Genomic DNA, 17,068 nt, shown 5'->3' with positions numbered 1-17,068 from the left:
GCATGGAGGCCAATTCGCACATCACAAGTGATAAGCGATTGTTACAAACCTTACGCCTGGCTCATGTGTAGTATTAGTACTTTGAGGTAAACAAAAAAGAACGCCCGCTTTCCAACGGGCGTTCTTGAATTTCACAGATGCTGGCGTTTTAAGCCTGCGGTTGGGGCTCCATGCCCCCATCGCTCTCGCGCGGACGGCCCGGGCGGGTGGTCGGAACGGCCGAGCCGCGGGTCGGGGTCGCCGTGTCGCCGGTATCCCGGACCGGAGGCTGGCCGTCGAGGAGATTGCGGATCTCGTCGCCGGATAGGGTCTCGTATTCGAGCAGGCCACGGGCCAAGGCCTCGAGCTCGTGCGCCTTCTCGGTGAGGATGCGGCGGGCATCGTTGAGCCCGTCCTCGACCAGACGGCGAACCTCGGAGTCGATCTTCTGGGAGGTGGACTCGGAGATGTTCTGCTGGCGACCCATGGACATGCCCAGAAACACCTCGTCCTGGTTCTCGCCATAGGCGACGGTGCCGAGTTCGGGCGAGAAGCCCCACTTGGTCACCATCATCCGGGCAAGGCGCGTCGCCTGCTCGATATCCGACTGGGCACCGGAGGTGACCTTCTCCTTGCCGAAGATCATCTCCTCGGCAATGCGGCCGCCCATCATGATGGCCAGACGCGAGGTCATCTGCTCGTAGGACATGGACAGCTTGTCCCGCTCGGGCAGCTGCATGACCATGCCGAGGGCACGGCCGCGCGGGATGATCGTGGCCTTGTGGACCGGATCGGTGGCGGGCACGTTGAGCGCCACCACGGCGTGGCCGGCCTCGTGATAGGCAGTCAGGCGCTTCTCGTCGTCGGTCATGACCAGGGTGCGGCGCTCGGCGCCCATCATCACCTTGTCCTTGGCGTCCTCGAACTCCTTCATCGTCACGATGCGCTTGCCGCGGCGGGCAGCCAGGAGAGCAGCCTCGTTGACCAAGTTCATCAGGTCCGCGCCCGAGAAGCCGGGGGTGCCGCGAGCAATCACCTTCAGGTCCACGTCGGGAGCCAGAGGCACCTTGCGCACATGGACGCGCAGGATCTTCTCGCGGCCGACCACGTCGGGGTTCGGAACGACGATCTGGCGGTCGAAGCGGCCCGGACGCAGGAGCGCTGGATCGAGCACGTCGGGACGGTTGGTGGCAGCAATAATGATCACGCCCTCATTGGCCTCAAAGCCGTCCATCTCAACCAGCAGCTGGTTGAGGGTCTGCTCGCGCTCGTCGTTGCCTCCGCCGAGGCCGGCGCCGCGATGGCGGCCGACCGCGTCGATCTCGTCGATGAAGATGATGCACGGCGCGTTCTTCTTCGCCTGCTCGAACATGTCGCGCACGCGGGAGGCGCCGACGCCAACGAACATCTCGACGAAGTCGGAGCCCGAGATGGTGAAGAACGGCACATTGGCTTCGCCCGCCACCGCACGGGCGGTCAGCGTCTTACCGGTGCCGGGAGGGCCGACGAGCAGCACGCCGCGGGGAATGCGGCCGCCGAGGCGCTGGAACTTCTGGGGATCGCGCAGGAACTCCACAACCTCCTGCAGGTCTTCCTTGGCCTCGTCGATGCCTGCCACGTCATCGAAAGTGACGCGGCCATGGGCCTCTGTCAGGAGTTTCGCCTTGGACTTGCCGAAGCCCATGGCCCGGCCGGCCCCGCTCTGCATCTGGCGCGACAGGAACACCCAGGCGCCGATGAAGAGCGCGATGGGCAGGATATTCATGAGCACCGCAATGAACCACGGGGTCGAATCCGACTGCGGACGGGCCGTGATCGAGACGCCCTTCTGCTGCAGCTTCGTGACCAGCATCGGGTCGCTCGGCGCGTAGGTCGTGAAGGTGCGGCCATCCGTATAGGTGCCGCTGATCTCAGGACCGGAGATGACTACGCTGGTGATGCGCCCGGCATCGGCCTCGCTGAGAAGCTGGCTATAGGCGATGTCGCTGCCGCCGCCCCGTTGGCCGGGGCTCTGGAACAGCGTCACGAGCGCCAGCACCAGGAGGAAGATAACCACCCACAGGGCGAAGTTGCGGAAATTTGAATTCATTTGATCAGGTTCTGCCCCAGAGGGAGAAAAGCACGAGGAGGTCTCCCCGCGCGGCTAAACTCAATGTAGGCATACCGTCCCGCCTTGCCAAGGGAATGCGGCATGTATGCGGCATCATCCGATAGCCTGAGTCAGGAGATTTGGCTAACGGCCCCGATGACGTGGCGGTTCCGGCCTGACCGAAAGCCGTCCAGTTTGGGTGAGGCGCAGGTGGGCGCCCGCGAGGGTGAGGCTCAACGTCTCCCCTGCTTCGGCGGCCCGCCGCAGGCGCTCCGTGCAGGCCTCGAGCCGGTGAAGACGGCTGTTGTCCAGATCCATGCCAGCCTCCGCCAAGACCAGTTCCAGCACCCGCAGGGCAATCTCGAATGGCTCATCAGTCAGGATCTGCGCATGGAACGACAGGGTTCCGGCATCGCGACGGGGTTCGCCCCGGTCGAATGCTGCTCTGGCCTTGAGGCTGAGCGCCTCATCGGCTTGGGCGGCCCTTTCCGCAAGACGGGCCAGCCGCCCGGCGGTGAGCCCCTCCGCGGCAAGAAGGGGCATCAGCTTGCGCCAGCGAACACGGGCATAACGCTCGTCCGCGTTCGACGGATCGGTGACGAAGCGCCAGCCGTGATGCCGGCATTGATCGAGAAGATGTGACTTCGGAAGGCCGAGGAGCGGCCGCACATGACGGATGCCCTGCCGGTCCGTCTCCCGGCGCATGCCGGCAAGGCCCGACAATCCCGAGCCGCGCGACAGGCGCATCATCACCGTTTCGGCCTGATCGTCGAGAGTATGTGCGGTGACGAGATGGGAGGCTCCCACCTCGCGGGCATATTCGACCAGGAGGCGGTAGCGCGCCTCGCGGGCGGCCTCCTGGATTCCGGCCACGGGTTTTTGCTCAGTCCAGGCGAGCGTCCGATGCGACAGACTTAAGAGGCCGGCTTCGCGCGCCGCGAAGGCGGCTTCACCGGCGGCCTCGGGCCGGAGGCCATGATCGACGGTTGCAACGTGAATGGGAGGGCGCCGGCCAAGGGACGTCCAACGGGCGAGGCCATGCATCATGGCTATAGAATCCGGCCCGCCAGACACGGCGGCGAGGATGCCGGAGGCTTGGTTCAGAGAGGAAAAAAGACGCTCGAGCCCTTCATCCGAGAGCGGATCATCGGGGGGCGAGACGGGGGCCACGGCGCGGGCCTTCAAAAGGTCAGCGGATCAGCTGCACTTGATCCGCTTCTGCTCGCGCTCGGAGGCCTGGCGAACCGGCGCGGAGGCCTGCGGATACTTGCGGTCGAGTTCGGAGAAGACCGCGCAGGCGCGATCCTTGGCGCCGAGGCCGTTCAGGGAGATGCCGAGCCGCAGCAGGGCATCGGGCGCCTTGGGCGCGTCGGGATGCTCGGCCGAGACGTTCAGGAATTGCTCGGCGGCCTCGCGATAACGGTTGCGCACGAGATAGGTCTCGCCCAGCCAGAAGGTGGCTTCCGGCACGAGCTTGTCGCGGGGGTTCGATTGCAGGAAGCGGCGGAAGCTCATCTCGGCCTGATCGTACTGCTTCGAGGTGAAGGACGCATAAGCCGTATCGAAATCCGACCGGGGATTGCCGACGCTGGTGGCCGCCACGCTGGGGTTGGCGCGCTCGGTGATAGCGCCCTGAGGCAGGGTTGCCTGGACCTCGGCATGCTGGTCGAGCGGGGCACCCTCGGCGTCATCCTGCTCGATCAGCTCCCCGATCCCGGCAAGCTGCCCGCCCGGGAGCTGCATCGGACGTCCCGCATCCGCCTCGGCAAGAGGAGCCGACGGCGGGGTCGAGCCGAGCGGACGGGGTGCGCCGGGCGCGCTTGGCGCCTCCGACGGGTCGAAGACGTCGCTGCGCCGCTGGGGCTGGGCCGGCGTCGGCTGCGCCGGGGGCGCGGCAGGCCGTGAGGGCGTCGCGGTGGACGGCGCCGGAGCCGACCTGGAGCCGCTGCCGCCACGTCCTTCCTGGAACCGGAACTCCACGTCCTCCTGGAACTTGCGCAACTGTTCCTTCAGCTGGCGGTTCTCGTACTGGAGTTGCTCCATCTGGCCGGCGATCTGCCGGAACTGGCTCTCGAGGCGGTTCAGGCGCACGATCGCATCGGCCGCATCCTGCGCGGCGGCAGGGAAAACCGAAGTGGCGGCCAGAGCCAAGGCAAAGGCGAAAAAGACAAATAAGCGTCGGAACATGCTGGGAATACCGTAAGGATCCTCGACGGAGGGGCCGATAACACAAAAGCGCCGCCACGGCGAGAATGTGGCGGCGCTTTTGATTTCACGAGAGTCTGAGCCTTATGAGGCTTTATGCCCCGGCGCCGTTGCCGAGCACCGTCACCGCGCGCCGGTTCTGCGACCAGCAGGAGATGTCGTTGCAGACCGCCACCGGGCGCTCCTTGCCGTAGGACACGGTGCGGAAGCGGTTGCCCGGGATGCCGCGGGAGATCAGGTAGTCGCGGACGACCTGGGAGCGGCGGGCGGAGAGCGAGAAGTTGTACTCGCGGGTGCCGCGCTCGTCCGCATGCCCTTCGAGGATGAAGGTGTATTGCGGGTAGCGCTGGAGCCACTGGGCCTGCTTGTCGAGGGTGGCCACCGCCGTGGGGGTCAGATCGGTCGAGTCGGTCTCGAAGAACACGCGGTCGCCCACGTTGACGACGAAGTCCTGGGCGCTGCCCGGGGTGGCGGCGCCACCGGCGCCGAAGCCGCCGGCTCCGCCAGCCATCTCATCTTTGTTGGACGAACACGCCGCCGCCCCGAGGGCGAGGACGAGGGCAGCGGCGAATTTGACGGCGCGCAACGTCATCATGGGCAATACTCCTTACACATACGTTTGCCGAACGTTGTGTCTTTCATATCGGGAGGATGGTTAAGGGAGGGTTCCGTCAACCGAGGAGAGAGACCCGGGATTAAGGTGAATTATGGCCAAGTTGTGGAAGTTTGGATTAGGGTAAATCAACCGTGAATGAATTCCGGCCGGAAGCCTTATATCTTTGGGGAGGCGAGCTGACGGAAGCTAGACTGCTGCCAATTGTCTATCTCACGCGTTGAGAGGTCATGAATATCGTGACGACCCCACCCGGCACCCTTGGACAGCCCTACCGCAAGGCTCTCGACGACCTGCGTCTGGAGCGGGCTTTCGCGCGCATCGCCGACAGCGACCTGCGGCACGGGAATGCCATATCGCTGCTTAAGGATTCGCGGGAGAACTATCCGGCCTGGCTCGAGGCCATCCGCTCGGCGAAAGAGGTCATCCATTTCGAGAACTTCATCATCGCGGACGACGAGAGCGGCCGCGCATTTGCCGATGCGCTCATGGAGCGGTCGCTCGCCGGCGTGCGGGTGCGCGTGCTCTACGATTGGCTGGGCTCCTCCGCCCGCGCCCTCCCCTCCTATTGGCGGCGCATGCGCGAGGCCGGGGTACAGGCGAAGGTCTTCAACCCGCCCCGCCTGACGGATCCGTTCTGGATTCGCCGCAACCACCGCAAGCTGATCACGGTCGACGGGCGCATCGGCTTCGTCTCGGGCCTCTGCATCTCGGATAACTGGGTCGGCAGGAACGGCCTTGAGCCCTGGCGCGACACGGGAATTTCCGTGGAAGGTCCGCTGGTCGCAGATCTCGATGCCGCCTTCGCCGAGAGTTGGTCGCTGGCCGGCATGAAGGCGATCCCGAAAACCGAGCTGCCCCATGCCGACCTGATCCCGCATGCGGGTTCGGTGGCGGCCCGGCTCATCAGCGGCGAACCCGGCATGTTCCGCACCTACCGGGTCGACCAGTTCATCGCCGCCACCGCGCAGCGCAACCTCTGGCTCACCGACGCCTATTTCGTCGCCACGACCTCCTACGTGCAGGCCCTGGGCGAGGCCGCGCGCGATGGCGTCGATGTGCGCATCCTCGTGCCCGGATCGAGCGACGTGCCGGCGCTGCAGCCGGTGGTGCGGGCGGGCTACCGCTCGCTGATCGAGGCGGGTGTCCGCGTCTTCGAATGGAACGGCACGATGCTCCACGCCAAGACCTGCGTGGCGGACGGGCGCTGGGCCCGGGTGGGCTCCACCAACCTCAATCTGGCGAGCTGGGCCACCAACTGGGAGCTCGACGTGGTGGTCGAGGATACGGGCTTTGCCGAGGCCATGGAGGCCATGTACCTGGAGGATCTCGCCAACGCGACGGAGATCGTTCCCGGCTGGCAATCCCGCCGCCGGCAGGCGCGAAACATGCGCTCGCGCCGCGGTCACCGATACACGAAGGGTGGGGTGCGCAGGCTCGCCGCCGGCGCCCTGGCGCTGTCGAGCACGTTGAGCCGTGCGGTCGGGTCCGGATCGCGCTCGCTCACCGCCACGGAAGCCAGCAGCATCGCCATCATCGGCTTCGCGCTTCTGGCCCTCGCCGCCCTGATCAGCTTCTTCCCGGTCCTCATCATCTCGCCGATAGTGATCGCCCTCGTGTGGCTCGGCCTTGCGCTGCTCATCCGCGCGTTCCGGCTCAAGCGGCGCGTGCGCCTGCGCCGTCGCAAGCTCGCGCTGCGGCGGAAGCTGGCCAGGATCCGGGAGAACGAGACGTCTCCGGGAGAATAAAAGGGAAGAAGAATAAAAGGAAACCCGCGTTCAAGCTTGGCGTTGACCCAGAGCATCGGACCCAAAAGTGGGGTCCGATGCTCTTTCTCTTGGCTGGCGCATCGTTGATGCGGAAAACCGGGACCACTTTTCCGCACGATTCGCTGGCGCAGGGCAGACGCATCCCGATTGGCGAGGAGTTTCCCATGGCATCAGGCACCCTCAATTCGACCCCTTCCCCCGACCGCATTCAGACCATGAGCTCGCTGCTGGCTCAGAACTGGTGGGCCGTGGCCCTACGCGGCGTCTTCGCCATCATCTTCGCGCTCATCGCCCTCTTCTCGCCGGGCGCGACGATCCTGTCCCTCGTGCTGTTCTTCTCAGCCTACATGCTGGTCGACGGAGTGTTCGGCATCGTCTCGGGCATCAGGGCCGCATCCAACAACCAGCGCTGGGGCCTGCTGATCCTGGAGGGCATCCTCAACATCCTCGTCGGCATCATTGCCTTCGCCATGCCGGGCCTGACGGTCCTGTTCTTCGTCACCCTGGTCGCCGTATGGTCGCTGATCACCGGCATCCTGATGATCGTCGCCGCCTTCAAGCTTAACCCCGAATACGGTCGCGGCTGGCTCATCTTCAGTGGCATCGTCTCGGTGCTGTTCGGGATCGCGCTGCTGATTGCCCCCCTCGTCGGGGCCGTGGTGCTGACCTGGTGGCTCGGCGCTTATGCGCTCGTCTTCGGCATCGGTCTTCTCGTGCTTGCATTCAAGCTGAAAGGCCGCAGAGACACCACCAGCGGCACAGCCTCGCTGCGGGCCTGAATGAAAAGGGCGCTAAAGCATCGATCCCAAAAGTGGAGTCCACTTTTGGGATCGAATCCGATGCTTTCTTCTTGGATGAGAGCATCGTTTGTGCGGAAAACCGGGTCCACTTTTCCGCACGATGCTCTATAGAAGCGCCCTTTTGTCTCTCGGTCAGTTGCTCTGCCGGCTCTCGCTCAAGAGCGGTGACCAGGTCGGGTCCGACGCGAAGGACGGCGTCGGGACGGGCTGCTCCACGCGGCCGGTGATGTCGACCATGTAGAGCTTGCCGCCGGCCTGTCCGCCCGGGTCGCGGAAGAACAGGATGTACTGGCCGTTGGGCGCCCAGGTCGGGCTCTCGTTGTGGAAGCCTTCCGTCAGGATGCGCTCGCCCGAGCCGTCCGGCTTCATGATGCCGATGGCGAAGCCTCCAGCGCGCTGCTTGGTGAAGGCGATGTAGTCGCCCCGCGGCGACCAGGCCGGCTGCGAGTAGGCGCCGTCGCCGAAGGAGATGCGGCGCTGGTCTGAGCCGTCCACGTTCATCACGTAGATCTGCTGCTTGCCGCCGCGGTCGCTCTCGAACACGATCTGCTTGCCGTCCGGCGAGAAGGACGGCGAGGTGTCGATGGCGGGCGTCGAGGTCAGGCGCGTCGTGGCCTGCGAGCCGAGGTTCATCATGAAGATGTTGGCGTTGCCGCCCTGCTGCAGGCTCATGACGATGCGGCTTCCTTCGGGTCCGAAGCGCGGCGAGGACGCCATGTCGGGGAAGTTGCCGAGCACCTGGCGCGAGCCGGTCTCGAGGTTGATCACCTGCACGCGCGGCTGCTGGCCTTCGACCTGGGACATGTAGGTGATGTCTTGGGTCGCCGGCGAATAGCGCGGCGCCACCACGGAGGTGTCTCCTTGAGTCAGGTAGCGCACATTGGCGCCGTCCTGATCCATGATGGCGAGGCGCTTGCGGCGGTTTTCCTTCGGGCCCGATTCATCGACGAACACCATGCGCGTGTCGAAGAAGCCGCCGAAGCCCGTGATCTTGGTGTAGACCGCATCCGAGATGATGTGGCCGACCCGGCGCCAGAAATTGGCATCCGTCACATATTGCTGGCCGGTGAGCTGCTGGCCGGTCTCGATGTCCCACAGGCGAAACTCGGCGCGAAGGCGCCCCGACGGATCGCGCGAGACGCGTCCCGTGACGAGCGCCTGGGCGCCCGCCATCTTCCACGCATCGAAGCGCGGCGCGGCATCGAACGACGGACGCTCCGGAAAGCGTGCCTTGTCCAGCGGCGCGAAATAGCCGGAGCGCTGCAGGTTGTTGCTGATGATGCCGGACACGCGCTGCCCCATGTCGCCCTCGCCGGAGAAATCGGCCACGGCAATCGGCATGGGCTGGAACTGCCCACCGGGGCCGACGCGGAACGAGAGCTGCGCCTGGGCCGAGGGGGCGAGTGCCGCCATCGGCAGGACGACGGCCAGCGCGATGAGAAGACGAGAGACGAAGCGAGTGATCATGGGTGTTCTAACTCGGCAGGTATGTGCGATCATGACAGATCGAAGGTGACATCAAGTTCTTTCCAACCCTCGTTGCCTGTGTAGTAGGGCATGAACTGAGCTGGAACTTGGAAAGGCGCACAACGCCGCACGGCGCGCACGATGGCTTCAGCCGTCGCCCGGTCGGATGGAGCGGCGCCGGCGCTGATAATCTGAGGCGAACCTGCCAGCGAACCATCCTTATTCAAAGGAATGCTGATTCGAGGCGGAATCACAGTGCCTGCAGACGCGCTCAAAGGCGGGCTGTAGCAGGGCATGATTTTTTCTTGGAAGAAGTTGATCAGGGCCGCTTTCGCGTTCGGACTCATCTTTGGAGCCGATCCCGTCGCCGTTCCGAGCGAGGCGGTCTTCTGGACCTCCGCGCCGGTCGCGCCCGTGGACTGGCTCTTGTCCTTGCTGTCGAGGAACTGCTTCAGGTCGCCCATGTCGAGCTTCTTGGCGAGTTGGGCTTCCTTGCGCGCCTTGGCCTCGGCCTCTTCCTTGGCTTTGGCTTCCGCGAGCTTCTTCGCCTCCGCTTCGGCCTTGGCCTTCGCGTCTGCCTCGGCCTTCGCTTTGGCCTCCGCGACCTTCTTGGCTTCGGCTTCGGCCTTGGCTTTCGCCTCCGCTTGCGCCTTTGCCTTGGTCTCAGCCTCGACTTTGGCCTGCTCGGCGGCCTTGGCCTTCTCGATAGCCTCGGCTTCAGCCTTTTCCTGCAGCTGCTTTTCCTCCGCGGCCTTGGCCTCGGCGGCTTTTTCTTCCTGCGAGCGGGTCGGCGGCGCGGGCGGTGGAGGCTGGGCGGCCACCGGCTCTTCCTTGTCGGCCACCTTCATCTCGGCCGGACGCTTCGGCGGAGCCGGCGCATCGCGCTTGTCCTCGCCAGGATCCTTCAATTCGGTCTTGTCGGCGACGCGCTCGGCGCGGGGCTTGGGCAGCACATCTTTCCCGCCTGTCTCACCCTTCATGATCTGCGAGAGCTGGGCATCGGTGATGACCTCGACCGGGATGCCTTCCTGCGCTTCGGGAAACTCGGCGACAGAAGACAGGCCGATCATGGCAGCCGTCAGCAGCGCCGCATGCGCGACGCCCGAGACCCAGAAGCCCGGCTCCGAAGTGCTGAATTTCAGCTTCAACGCCACGTGTGTTTGCCCCTTGCTCTCAATCGGCTCAGCGCTGGTCGACCTCGGTCACGAGGGCGACGCGCTTGTAGCCGGCCGTGGTCACGATCGACATCACTTGAGCGACGCGCCCGTAATCGACCTTCTTGTCACCGCGCACGAAGATCCGCTCGTCGAAGCCCGTCTTCGAGACTTCCGCGAGCTTGCCGACGATGGCTTCGTCCGTCAGCTCCGCCTCGCCGAGGAAGACCTGGCCGTTGGCCTTGATCGACAGAGTCACCGGCGTCGCATCGGAGTTGAGCGGCGCAGCCTTGGTCTGCGGCAGGTCGAGCGGCACGCCGGCCGTCATCATGGGTGCTGCCACCATGAAGATGATGAGCAGCACGAGCATGACGTCGATGAACGGCGTCATGTTGATCTCGTTGATCACGCCCGACTGCCGGGAGCGCCTGCGGCGGCGCCCGCCTCCTGCCGATCCTGCCATCATGGCCATGCCGGTTCTCCCTTAAGCCGCGTTGGCGGGGGAGCGGCCGGCGTGGCCGATGCGCTCGTCCACCTGACGGGACAGGATGGCCGAGAACTCGTCGGCGAAGCCCTCGAGGCGCGACTGCAGCTTGCCCACTTCCGAGTTCAGCTTGTTGTAGGCGAGCACCGCCGGAATGGCCGCGAAGAGGCCGATGGCGGTGGCGAACAGGGCTTCCGCTATGCCGGGAGCCACGACCGCAAGGCTCGTGTTCTTGGAGGCGGCAATCGACGTGAAGGAGTTCATGATGCCCACCACCGTGCCGAAGAGGCCGATATAGGGACCGGCCGAGCCGATGGAGGCCAGCACCGTCAGGCGGGCATTGAGACGCTCCACCTCGCGCTGGATGGTTACGTCGAGCACCTTGTCGATGCGCTGCGGCAGGGACTGGAACGACCGAGCCGAGCCCTCGAAGGAGCGCTTCCACTCGCGCATGGCGGCGACGAAGACGGCGGCCAGGCCCGTGGCCGGGCGGCCCTGGAGGTTGCGGTAGAGGTCCTCCAGCGATTGGCCGGACCAGAACACGTCCTCGAACCGGTCCATGGCGCGCTTCGTGCGGCTGTAGAGCAGCGTCTTGTCGACGATGATGGCCCAGCACCAGACCGAAGCCGCCAGCAGGCCGATCATCACGAGCTTGACGATGAAATGGGCCTGCCAGAACAGGCCAAAGAAGGACAGGTCGTGGGCCACAGGAGCGGCCTGGGCCACATCAGCCGGATTCATGAATCTCGTCCTCGCTCTTCGAGCAGCCTTGGATTGCCCCAAGGCCCACCGCAGATTGGTTCTAGGAATATCTGTTTCTGTATCACAGCTGGTTCGCCCCCGAATCTGTCGAAAATAAGGGCAGCCGGCGGATGAGCCTCAGATCGTCCCGGACCGTTACCTGTTAGGCACAGAGTAAGGTTAAGGTCTGGTTTAAGTGCGGCCGTCGCAGGGCGGAATTGACTGAAATTGATATGAAATCTTGGCTGGTATGCTTCTGAGGCGGGGCTGCTGCACCACCTATCGTTTGGGCAGGCTCCGCCCTACGGTTTTGATCCTAAGGCTGCCCGCAGCTCGTCCGGAATCCGCACGGCCCGCCCGCCCCTAACGGCCGCGACCATCACGTCGGCCGTGACCAGCACCTCGTCGCCGCGCCGAACCTCCTGCGCCAGCGTCATCGAGGCGCCGCGCATTTCCTTAGGCCTGGTCACGATGGTGAGCACGTCGTCCATGACGGCGCCGCCCAGAAAATTGATGTTCATCTTGCGGACCACGAAGGCGAGGCCGTCCATGCTCGCGTGAAGATCAGACTGCGCCACCTCGACGGCCCGCAGCAGCTCCGTGCGGCCCCGCTCCATGAAGCGGAGATAGCTCGCGTGATAGACGCGGGCCGAAAAATCCGTGTCCTCGTAATAGACACGGATCGGCAGAATATGAGCGTCATCCTGCATGAAGCCGGAGAGGTGGGGATAGCGCCCACCCTCCCCTTGAGGGGGAGGGTCGGAGCGCGTCAGCGATCCGGGTTGGGGTGGAAGCGCAACGTTCAGAGAGGGCGCGGTTCCCACCCCCTCCCGCGCCTCCGGCGCGACCTCCCCCCTCAAGGGGGAGGTGTTGGCGTCCCGCCGCTCACTCATCCGCATCTCCGCCGAACAGCCCGAACTGCGCCGCCGTCTCTCGGGTCGGCTCGGGGATGCCGAGGTGTTTGAAGGCGTGGGGGGTCAGCACGCGGCCGCGCGGGGTACGCTGCACGAAGCCCTTCTGAATGAGATACGGCTCGATGATGTCCTCGATGGCGTCGCGCGGCTCGGAGAGGGCCGCGGCAATGGTCTCGATGCCGACCGGACCGCCGCCGAAGGAATTGGCGACCAGGGTCAGGTACTTGCGGTCCATGAGGTCGAGGCCGATGGGGTCCACGTCGAGAAGGCGCAGGGACTTGTCGGCAAGGTCACGGGAGACGGTCTGCACACCCTCGACGATGGCGAAATCCCGCACACGGCGCAGGAGGCGGCCGGCGATGCGCGGCGTGCCGCGGGAGCGACGGGCGATCTCGTTCGCACCCTCCTCGCTCATGCCTAAGCCCAGCACCCGGGCGCCGCGCCGGACGATGAGCTCCAGCTCGTCGACGGTGTAGAACTCGAGCCGGATCGGGATGCCGAAGCGGTCGCGCAAGGGCGTGGTCAGTAGGCCCGCCCGAGTGGTGGCGCCGACAAGCGTGAATTTCGGCAGCTCGATCTTCACCGAGCGGGCCGCCGGGCCCTCGCCAATGATGAGGTCGAGCTGGTAATCCTCCATGGCCGGATAGAGGATTTCCTCCACGGCCGGGTTGAGGCGGTGGATCTCGTCGATGAAGAGCACATCACGCTCTTCGAGGTTGGTGAGCTGGGCCGCCAAGTCACCCGCCTTGGCGATCACCGGGCCGGAGGTGGAGCGGAAATTGACCCCGAGCTCGCGGGCGACGATCTGGGCCAGCGTGGTCTTGCCCAGTCCCGGAGGGCCGACGAAGAGCACATGGTCGAGGGCATCGCCCCGCGCCTTGGCGGCATTGATGAAGATCTGGAGATTGGCCCGCGCGGCCTTCTGGCCTGTGAAATCGTCGAGCGACAGCGGCCGGATCGATGCATCGACATCGTCCTCGCGCTTTTCGGGGCTGATCAGGCGGCGGGAATCGGTCAAAGAGACTTACCTTCCAAAGGCTTCATATAGGCGTTTTAGGTGTCATACGCCATCTTTAACGGGATCAAAACAGGAACATGCGTGCCGCGGGAGGACTACCGCGCCAGTTCCCGCAGTCCCAACCGGATCAGCGTCTTGGCCTCGGCCTCGTCGCCCGCCTGCTTCATGGCGGCGGCAACAGCTGCGGAGGCCTGGACCTGGGGGTAGCCGAGATTGACCAGGGCCGAGATGGCATCCGCCACGGGGCGCGGGGCGCTGTTGTCCTCGACCGCGCCGGTGAGGCGGATGAGGGCGGGATCGACGGAGGCGAAGGCCGGGGCCTTGTCCTTGAGTTCTGACACGATGCGCTGGGCGAGCTTGGGGCCGACGCCGGGGCCGCGGGCCACGGAGGCCTTGTCACCGGTGGCGATGGCGGTTGCGAGGGTGCCGGGGTCGAGCACCGACAGGATGCCGAGCGCCACCTTGGAGCCCACGCCCTGCACGCTCTGCAGAAGCCGGAACCATTCGCGTTCGGAGTCGGAGCGGAAGCCGAACAGGCGGATCATGTCCTCACGCACATGGGTCTCGATGGCGAGAGTCGCTGCCTCGCCGGTGGGCGGCAGGTTCTGGAGGGTGCGGGAGGAGCAGTGGACCACATAGCCGACCCCGTGCACGTCGAGGATCACGAAATCCTCGCCGTAGGAATCCACCGTACCTTTGAGTTTGCCGATCACGTTATTCGTTGCTCCTGCTTCCCTCCCCCTTGCGGGGAGGGATTGAGGGTGGGGGTCGGAAAGCCGGAGCGCTGCGCTTCGCGGTGAATTCACGCGTCTGCTGCAGCATCCGACGGGATCGGTCCCCACCCAGTCGAACCACCCCCACCCCTACCCCTCCCCGCAAGGGGGAGGGAAGAGGCGTTCAATCCGGATCACGACTCTGGACGGCTCACGCCGTCCGGGATGACGCTGTGGTTTTCTGTAACACCCTAATAGCTCGCCGCCAAAGCGCGGGCCTTGCGTTGGTGGGCGTGGGCGATAGCGATGGCGAGCGCGTCGGCGGCGTCGGCCTTCTTGAAGTCGGCCTTGGGCAGGAGGATCCTGATCATGGCCTGGACCTGGTTCTTATCGGCATGACCGACGCCCACCACGGTCTTCTTCACCTGGTTGGCCCCGTATTCGGCCACCGGCAGGCCGTGAAGGGCGGGCACCAGCAGGGACATGGCGCGGGCCTGGCCGAGCTTGAGGGTCGCCTGGGCGTCCTTATTGACGAAGGTTTCCTCGACCGACACCTCGTCGGGCGTCCAGGTCCGGATCACGTCCGTCAGCCGGTCGTAGAGCTGCTTGAGGCGAAGCGCCAGATCGAGATCGCCGTCGGAGGTCACGACCCCGCAGGCGACATACGAGAGCTTCGTCCCCTCGACCGTGATGACGCCCCAGCCGGTGTTGCGCAGGCCGGGATCGAGGCCGAGGATGCGGACGCGCTCAGTCACTGTTGTTCTCCACCGTCATGGCCGAATTGCTTTACGGCCATCCACGCTATCAACGGTTAAGATGACGTGGATACCCGGAACGGGCCCGGGTCTGACGCACAGCCAAAATCAGCCTGCCATCTTCTGCATGAGGGCATCGGACAGCTCGAAGTTGCCGTAGACGCTCTGGACGTCGTCGTGCTCCTCGAGCGATTCCATCAGCTTCATCAGCTTCTCGCCGGTCTCGTCATCCACGGCGACCGGGGTCTGGGGCTTCCAGACGAGCTTCGACGCCTTGGGCTCGCCGAACTTGTCTTCCAGCGCCTTGGTCACCTCGTTGAGGTTGCCCTGGTCGCAATAGACCTCGTGGCCGTTCTCGGAGGACGCGACGTCGTCCGCGCCTGCATCGATGGCGGCTTCCAGCATGGCATCGGCATCGGCCACGTCCGGGCCGAACTCGATATAGCCGACCCGGTCGAACATGAAGGAGACGGCCCCGGTCTCGGCGAGGTTGCCGCCGCTCTTGGTGAAGTAGGAGCGGATGTCGGAGGCCGTGCGGTTTCGGTTGTCGGTCATGGCTTCGACGATGATGGCAGCACCCCCGGGACCATAGCCCTCGTAGCGGATCTCGTCATAGTTCTCCGCGTCGCCGCCGGAGGCCTTGTTGATGGCGCGCTGGATGTTGTCCTTGGGCATGTTCTCGGCCCGGGCGGCGAGGATCGCGGCGCGCAGGCGCGGGTTCATGTTGGGATCGGGCATGCCCATCTTGGCCGCCACGGTGATTTCGCGGGCGAGCTTGGAAAACACCTTGGACCGCACCGCGTCCACCTTGCCCTTGCGGTGCATGATATTCTTGAACTGTGAATGCCCGGCCATCGGGGCCTCCGGATTTTCGGCCGAGAGCCGCTTCCATGGAAAGCGCCCGTCAGGCCGGAGAAGTTGACGATGGCCCGCTTATAAGGCGGCGAAGGGCTTCAGGCAAAGCCCCTTTGGGCTTGCCCATCCTCAATCCGGTCCAGAGCCCGCCGGAGCGCATCCACGCAGGCCGGGTCGAAGGCCGTCCCGGTCTCTGCCTCCAGGATTCCCATGGCTTTCGAGACCGGCATAGCAGCGCGGTAAGGGCGATCCGCCGTCAGGGCATCGAACACATCGGCCACCGAGATGATCCGGGTCTCGCGGCCGATCTCCTCACCCGTGAGCCCTCTGGGATAGCCCTTGCCGTCGAGGCGCTCGTGATGAGCTCCGCCGATGCGGGCGAGATCATCGAAGGCCTTGATCCGCGACAGGATGGTCTCGCTGTAAAGGGCGTGATGGCGCATGGCGGCAAACTCCGCCTCGTCCAGCTTGCCGGGCTTGTCGAGGATCTCGTTGCTGACCCCGAGCTTGCCGATATCGTGGAGTAGTGCTGCCCGCCGCAGGCGCCGCCGCCCGGCCTCGTCGAATCCCATTTCGCCGGCGATCAGATCGGCGAAGAATGCGACCCTGTCGCTATGGCCGCTGGTATAGGGGCTCTTGGAATCGACCACCCGCGCGAAGGCCGCCGCAATGTCGTCGAGATAATCCTCGTCGGCGATCTCGATCCTCTGGGCCGGTTCCAGGGCGAAGATCGCCGTCTCCACGTCATCGGAGCCCAGAACCTTCCAGAAAGTATGGCTTCCGGCGACACGCTCGAAAGCCTCGACGACCTGCGGGTCAAACCACGTTCCTGACCGCGCCCTCACCTCATGCCGGGCAGCCGCCTCTCCGGTGCTGGTGTGAAAGACGTCCACCACCTGGGCGAGAAGCGCGATGCGCGAATAGACAGGGATATCGGCTCCGACAATTCCCAAAGGCTTGCCGCCGCCGTTCCAGTGCTCGTCGAGCGATTGGATCCCATGCGCCACGCCCTCCGGAAAGCGGAGCTGGCGGGCGATCTCGGCGCCGCGCTGACAGCGGGTCTCGATAAGCTCACGGGCGATCTCGCCGCCGTTCTGGACGATGTTGACGACCGCACGGAAGCGCTCCGCCAGCCCGGACTTCAACCCCGTATGGGACAACACGAACCCTAAGACCTGCGGAAGCCGGTCGCCGACTGTTTTGAAGTCCCGTTTGAAGGACAGATCATCGGTGAGATAAAGCTGGCAGATGCGGGCTGCGTTGCTGCTGCAGCCGAGATCCTTCAGGAGAAGCGTGTAATAGAGCTCCCACAGGGCAGTCTCGCTCAGGCCCAGCTCCCGCCCCACATGAACCCCGATCCAGCAGGCGCGGACGCAATGGCCGGCGGGCTGGCCCTCGGTCAGGTCCAGGGCATGGCTCAGTGCTCCGAGCACCTCGGACAGACGGATCGCCTTTGGAGCATCCGCTAGATGCTCCATCCATTCGCGTGATTGTACGCCCACTCGCCGCCCC

General features: G+C 65.1%; 16 protein-coding genes. 2 read left to right on the top strand and 14 right to left on the bottom strand.

The features are described from left to right. Positions 1-148 precede the first annotated feature (148 nt). The 4 genes from ftsH to pal all read right to left on the bottom strand — a co-directional run bounded on the left by ftsH (position 149) and on the right by pal (position 4,868). Complete coding sequence (gene ftsH, locus I2H36_RS18880) at positions 149-2,068, bottom strand: ATP-dependent zinc metalloprotease FtsH (protein WP_196265449.1); 1,920 nt, start codon at positions 2,066-2,068, stop codon at positions 149-151. Between the two features lie 144 nt (positions 2,069-2,212). Further along, positions 2,213-3,238 carry a tRNA lysidine(34) synthetase TilS gene (gene tilS / locus I2H36_RS18875; RefSeq protein WP_196265448.1) on the bottom strand — a complete coding sequence of 342 codons (1,026 nt, stop codon included), beginning with the start codon at positions 3,236-3,238 and terminating at the stop codon, positions 2,213-2,215. A 27-nt stretch (positions 3,239-3,265) separates the two neighbouring features. After that, positions 3,266-4,255 carry a tol-pal system protein YbgF gene (ybgF, locus tag I2H36_RS18870; protein ID WP_196265447.1) on the bottom strand — a complete coding sequence of 330 codons (990 nt, stop codon included), beginning with the start codon at positions 4,253-4,255 and terminating at the stop codon, positions 3,266-3,268. 112 nt (positions 4,256-4,367) lie between these two features. Then, positions 4,368-4,868: a peptidoglycan-associated lipoprotein Pal gene (gene pal / locus I2H36_RS18865; RefSeq protein ID WP_196265446.1), complete on the bottom strand. Its 501-nt coding sequence runs from the start codon at positions 4,866-4,868 to the stop codon at positions 4,368-4,370. Positions 4,869-5,116: 248 nt separating this feature from the next. Between pal and I2H36_RS18860 the strand changes: the two genes are divergently transcribed. Then, positions 5,117-6,634 (top strand): phospholipase D-like domain-containing protein, encoded by a 1,518-nt coding sequence (locus tag I2H36_RS18860; protein ID WP_196265445.1) that lies wholly within the window; start codon positions 5,117-5,119, stop codon positions 6,632-6,634. A 185-nt stretch (positions 6,635-6,819) separates the two neighbouring features. Beyond that, on the top strand, positions 6,820-7,434 hold the full coding sequence (locus tag I2H36_RS18855) for an HdeD family acid-resistance protein (RefSeq protein ID WP_196265444.1): 615 nt from the start codon (positions 6,820-6,822) through the stop codon (positions 7,432-7,434). Between the two features lie 153 nt (positions 7,435-7,587). On the opposite strand, the gene tolB is transcribed toward I2H36_RS18855, so the two are convergent. From tolB to I2H36_RS18805, 10 genes are all read right to left on the bottom strand, one after another. Further along, positions 7,588-8,922, bottom strand: coding sequence for a Tol-Pal system beta propeller repeat protein TolB (gene tolB / locus I2H36_RS18850; RefSeq protein WP_196265443.1), 1,335 nt, complete (start codon positions 8,920-8,922; stop codon positions 7,588-7,590). A gap of 29 nt (positions 8,923-8,951) precedes the next feature. Then, entirely contained in the window at positions 8,952-10,076 is a 1,125-nt protein-coding gene (tolA, locus tag I2H36_RS18845) for a cell envelope integrity protein TolA (RefSeq protein ID WP_343234479.1), read from the bottom strand. A gap of 28 nt (positions 10,077-10,104) precedes the next feature. After that, positions 10,105-10,548: an ExbD/TolR family protein gene (locus I2H36_RS18840; RefSeq protein ID WP_196265442.1), complete on the bottom strand. Its 444-nt coding sequence runs from the start codon at positions 10,546-10,548 to the stop codon at positions 10,105-10,107. Between the two features lie 12 nt (positions 10,549-10,560). Beyond that, positions 10,561-11,301: a protein TolQ gene (gene tolQ, locus I2H36_RS18835; RefSeq protein ID WP_196265441.1), complete on the bottom strand. Its 741-nt coding sequence runs from the start codon at positions 11,299-11,301 to the stop codon at positions 10,561-10,563. 302 nt (positions 11,302-11,603) lie between these two features. After that, positions 11,604-12,011, bottom strand: coding sequence for a tol-pal system-associated acyl-CoA thioesterase (gene ybgC / locus I2H36_RS18830; RefSeq protein ID WP_196265468.1), 408 nt, complete (start codon positions 12,009-12,011; stop codon positions 11,604-11,606). Between the two features lie 175 nt (positions 12,012-12,186). Further along, on the bottom strand, positions 12,187-13,233 hold the full coding sequence (gene ruvB, locus I2H36_RS18825) for a Holliday junction branch migration DNA helicase RuvB (RefSeq protein WP_196265440.1): 1,047 nt from the start codon (positions 13,231-13,233) through the stop codon (positions 12,187-12,189). 95 nt (positions 13,234-13,328) lie between these two features. Beyond that, the gene (ruvA, locus tag I2H36_RS18820; protein WP_196265439.1) at positions 13,329-13,946 is read right to left on the bottom strand and encodes a Holliday junction branch migration protein RuvA; all 618 of its coding nucleotides are present in this window, start codon (positions 13,944-13,946) and stop codon (positions 13,329-13,331) included. Between the two features lie 251 nt (positions 13,947-14,197). Further along, the gene (ruvC, locus tag I2H36_RS18815; protein ID WP_196265438.1) at positions 14,198-14,701 is read right to left on the bottom strand and encodes a crossover junction endodeoxyribonuclease RuvC; all 504 of its coding nucleotides are present in this window, start codon (positions 14,699-14,701) and stop codon (positions 14,198-14,200) included. A 108-nt stretch (positions 14,702-14,809) separates the two neighbouring features. Continuing rightward, on the bottom strand, positions 14,810-15,556 hold the full coding sequence (locus I2H36_RS18810; protein ID WP_196265437.1) for a YebC/PmpR family DNA-binding transcriptional regulator: 747 nt from the start codon (positions 15,554-15,556) through the stop codon (positions 14,810-14,812). Positions 15,557-15,654: 98 nt separating this feature from the next. Further along, positions 15,655-17,034 carry an HD-GYP domain-containing protein gene (locus I2H36_RS18805; protein ID WP_196265467.1) on the bottom strand — a complete coding sequence of 460 codons (1,380 nt, stop codon included), beginning with the start codon at positions 17,032-17,034 and terminating at the stop codon, positions 15,655-15,657. Between the last annotated feature and the right edge of the window lie 34 nt (positions 17,035-17,068).

The organism is Microvirga terrestris (assembly GCF_015694425.1).
GTDB lineage: Bacteria > Pseudomonadota > Alphaproteobacteria > Rhizobiales > Beijerinckiaceae > Microvirga > Microvirga terrestris.
This window is presented reverse-complemented; position numbering and strand designations above follow the sequence as displayed.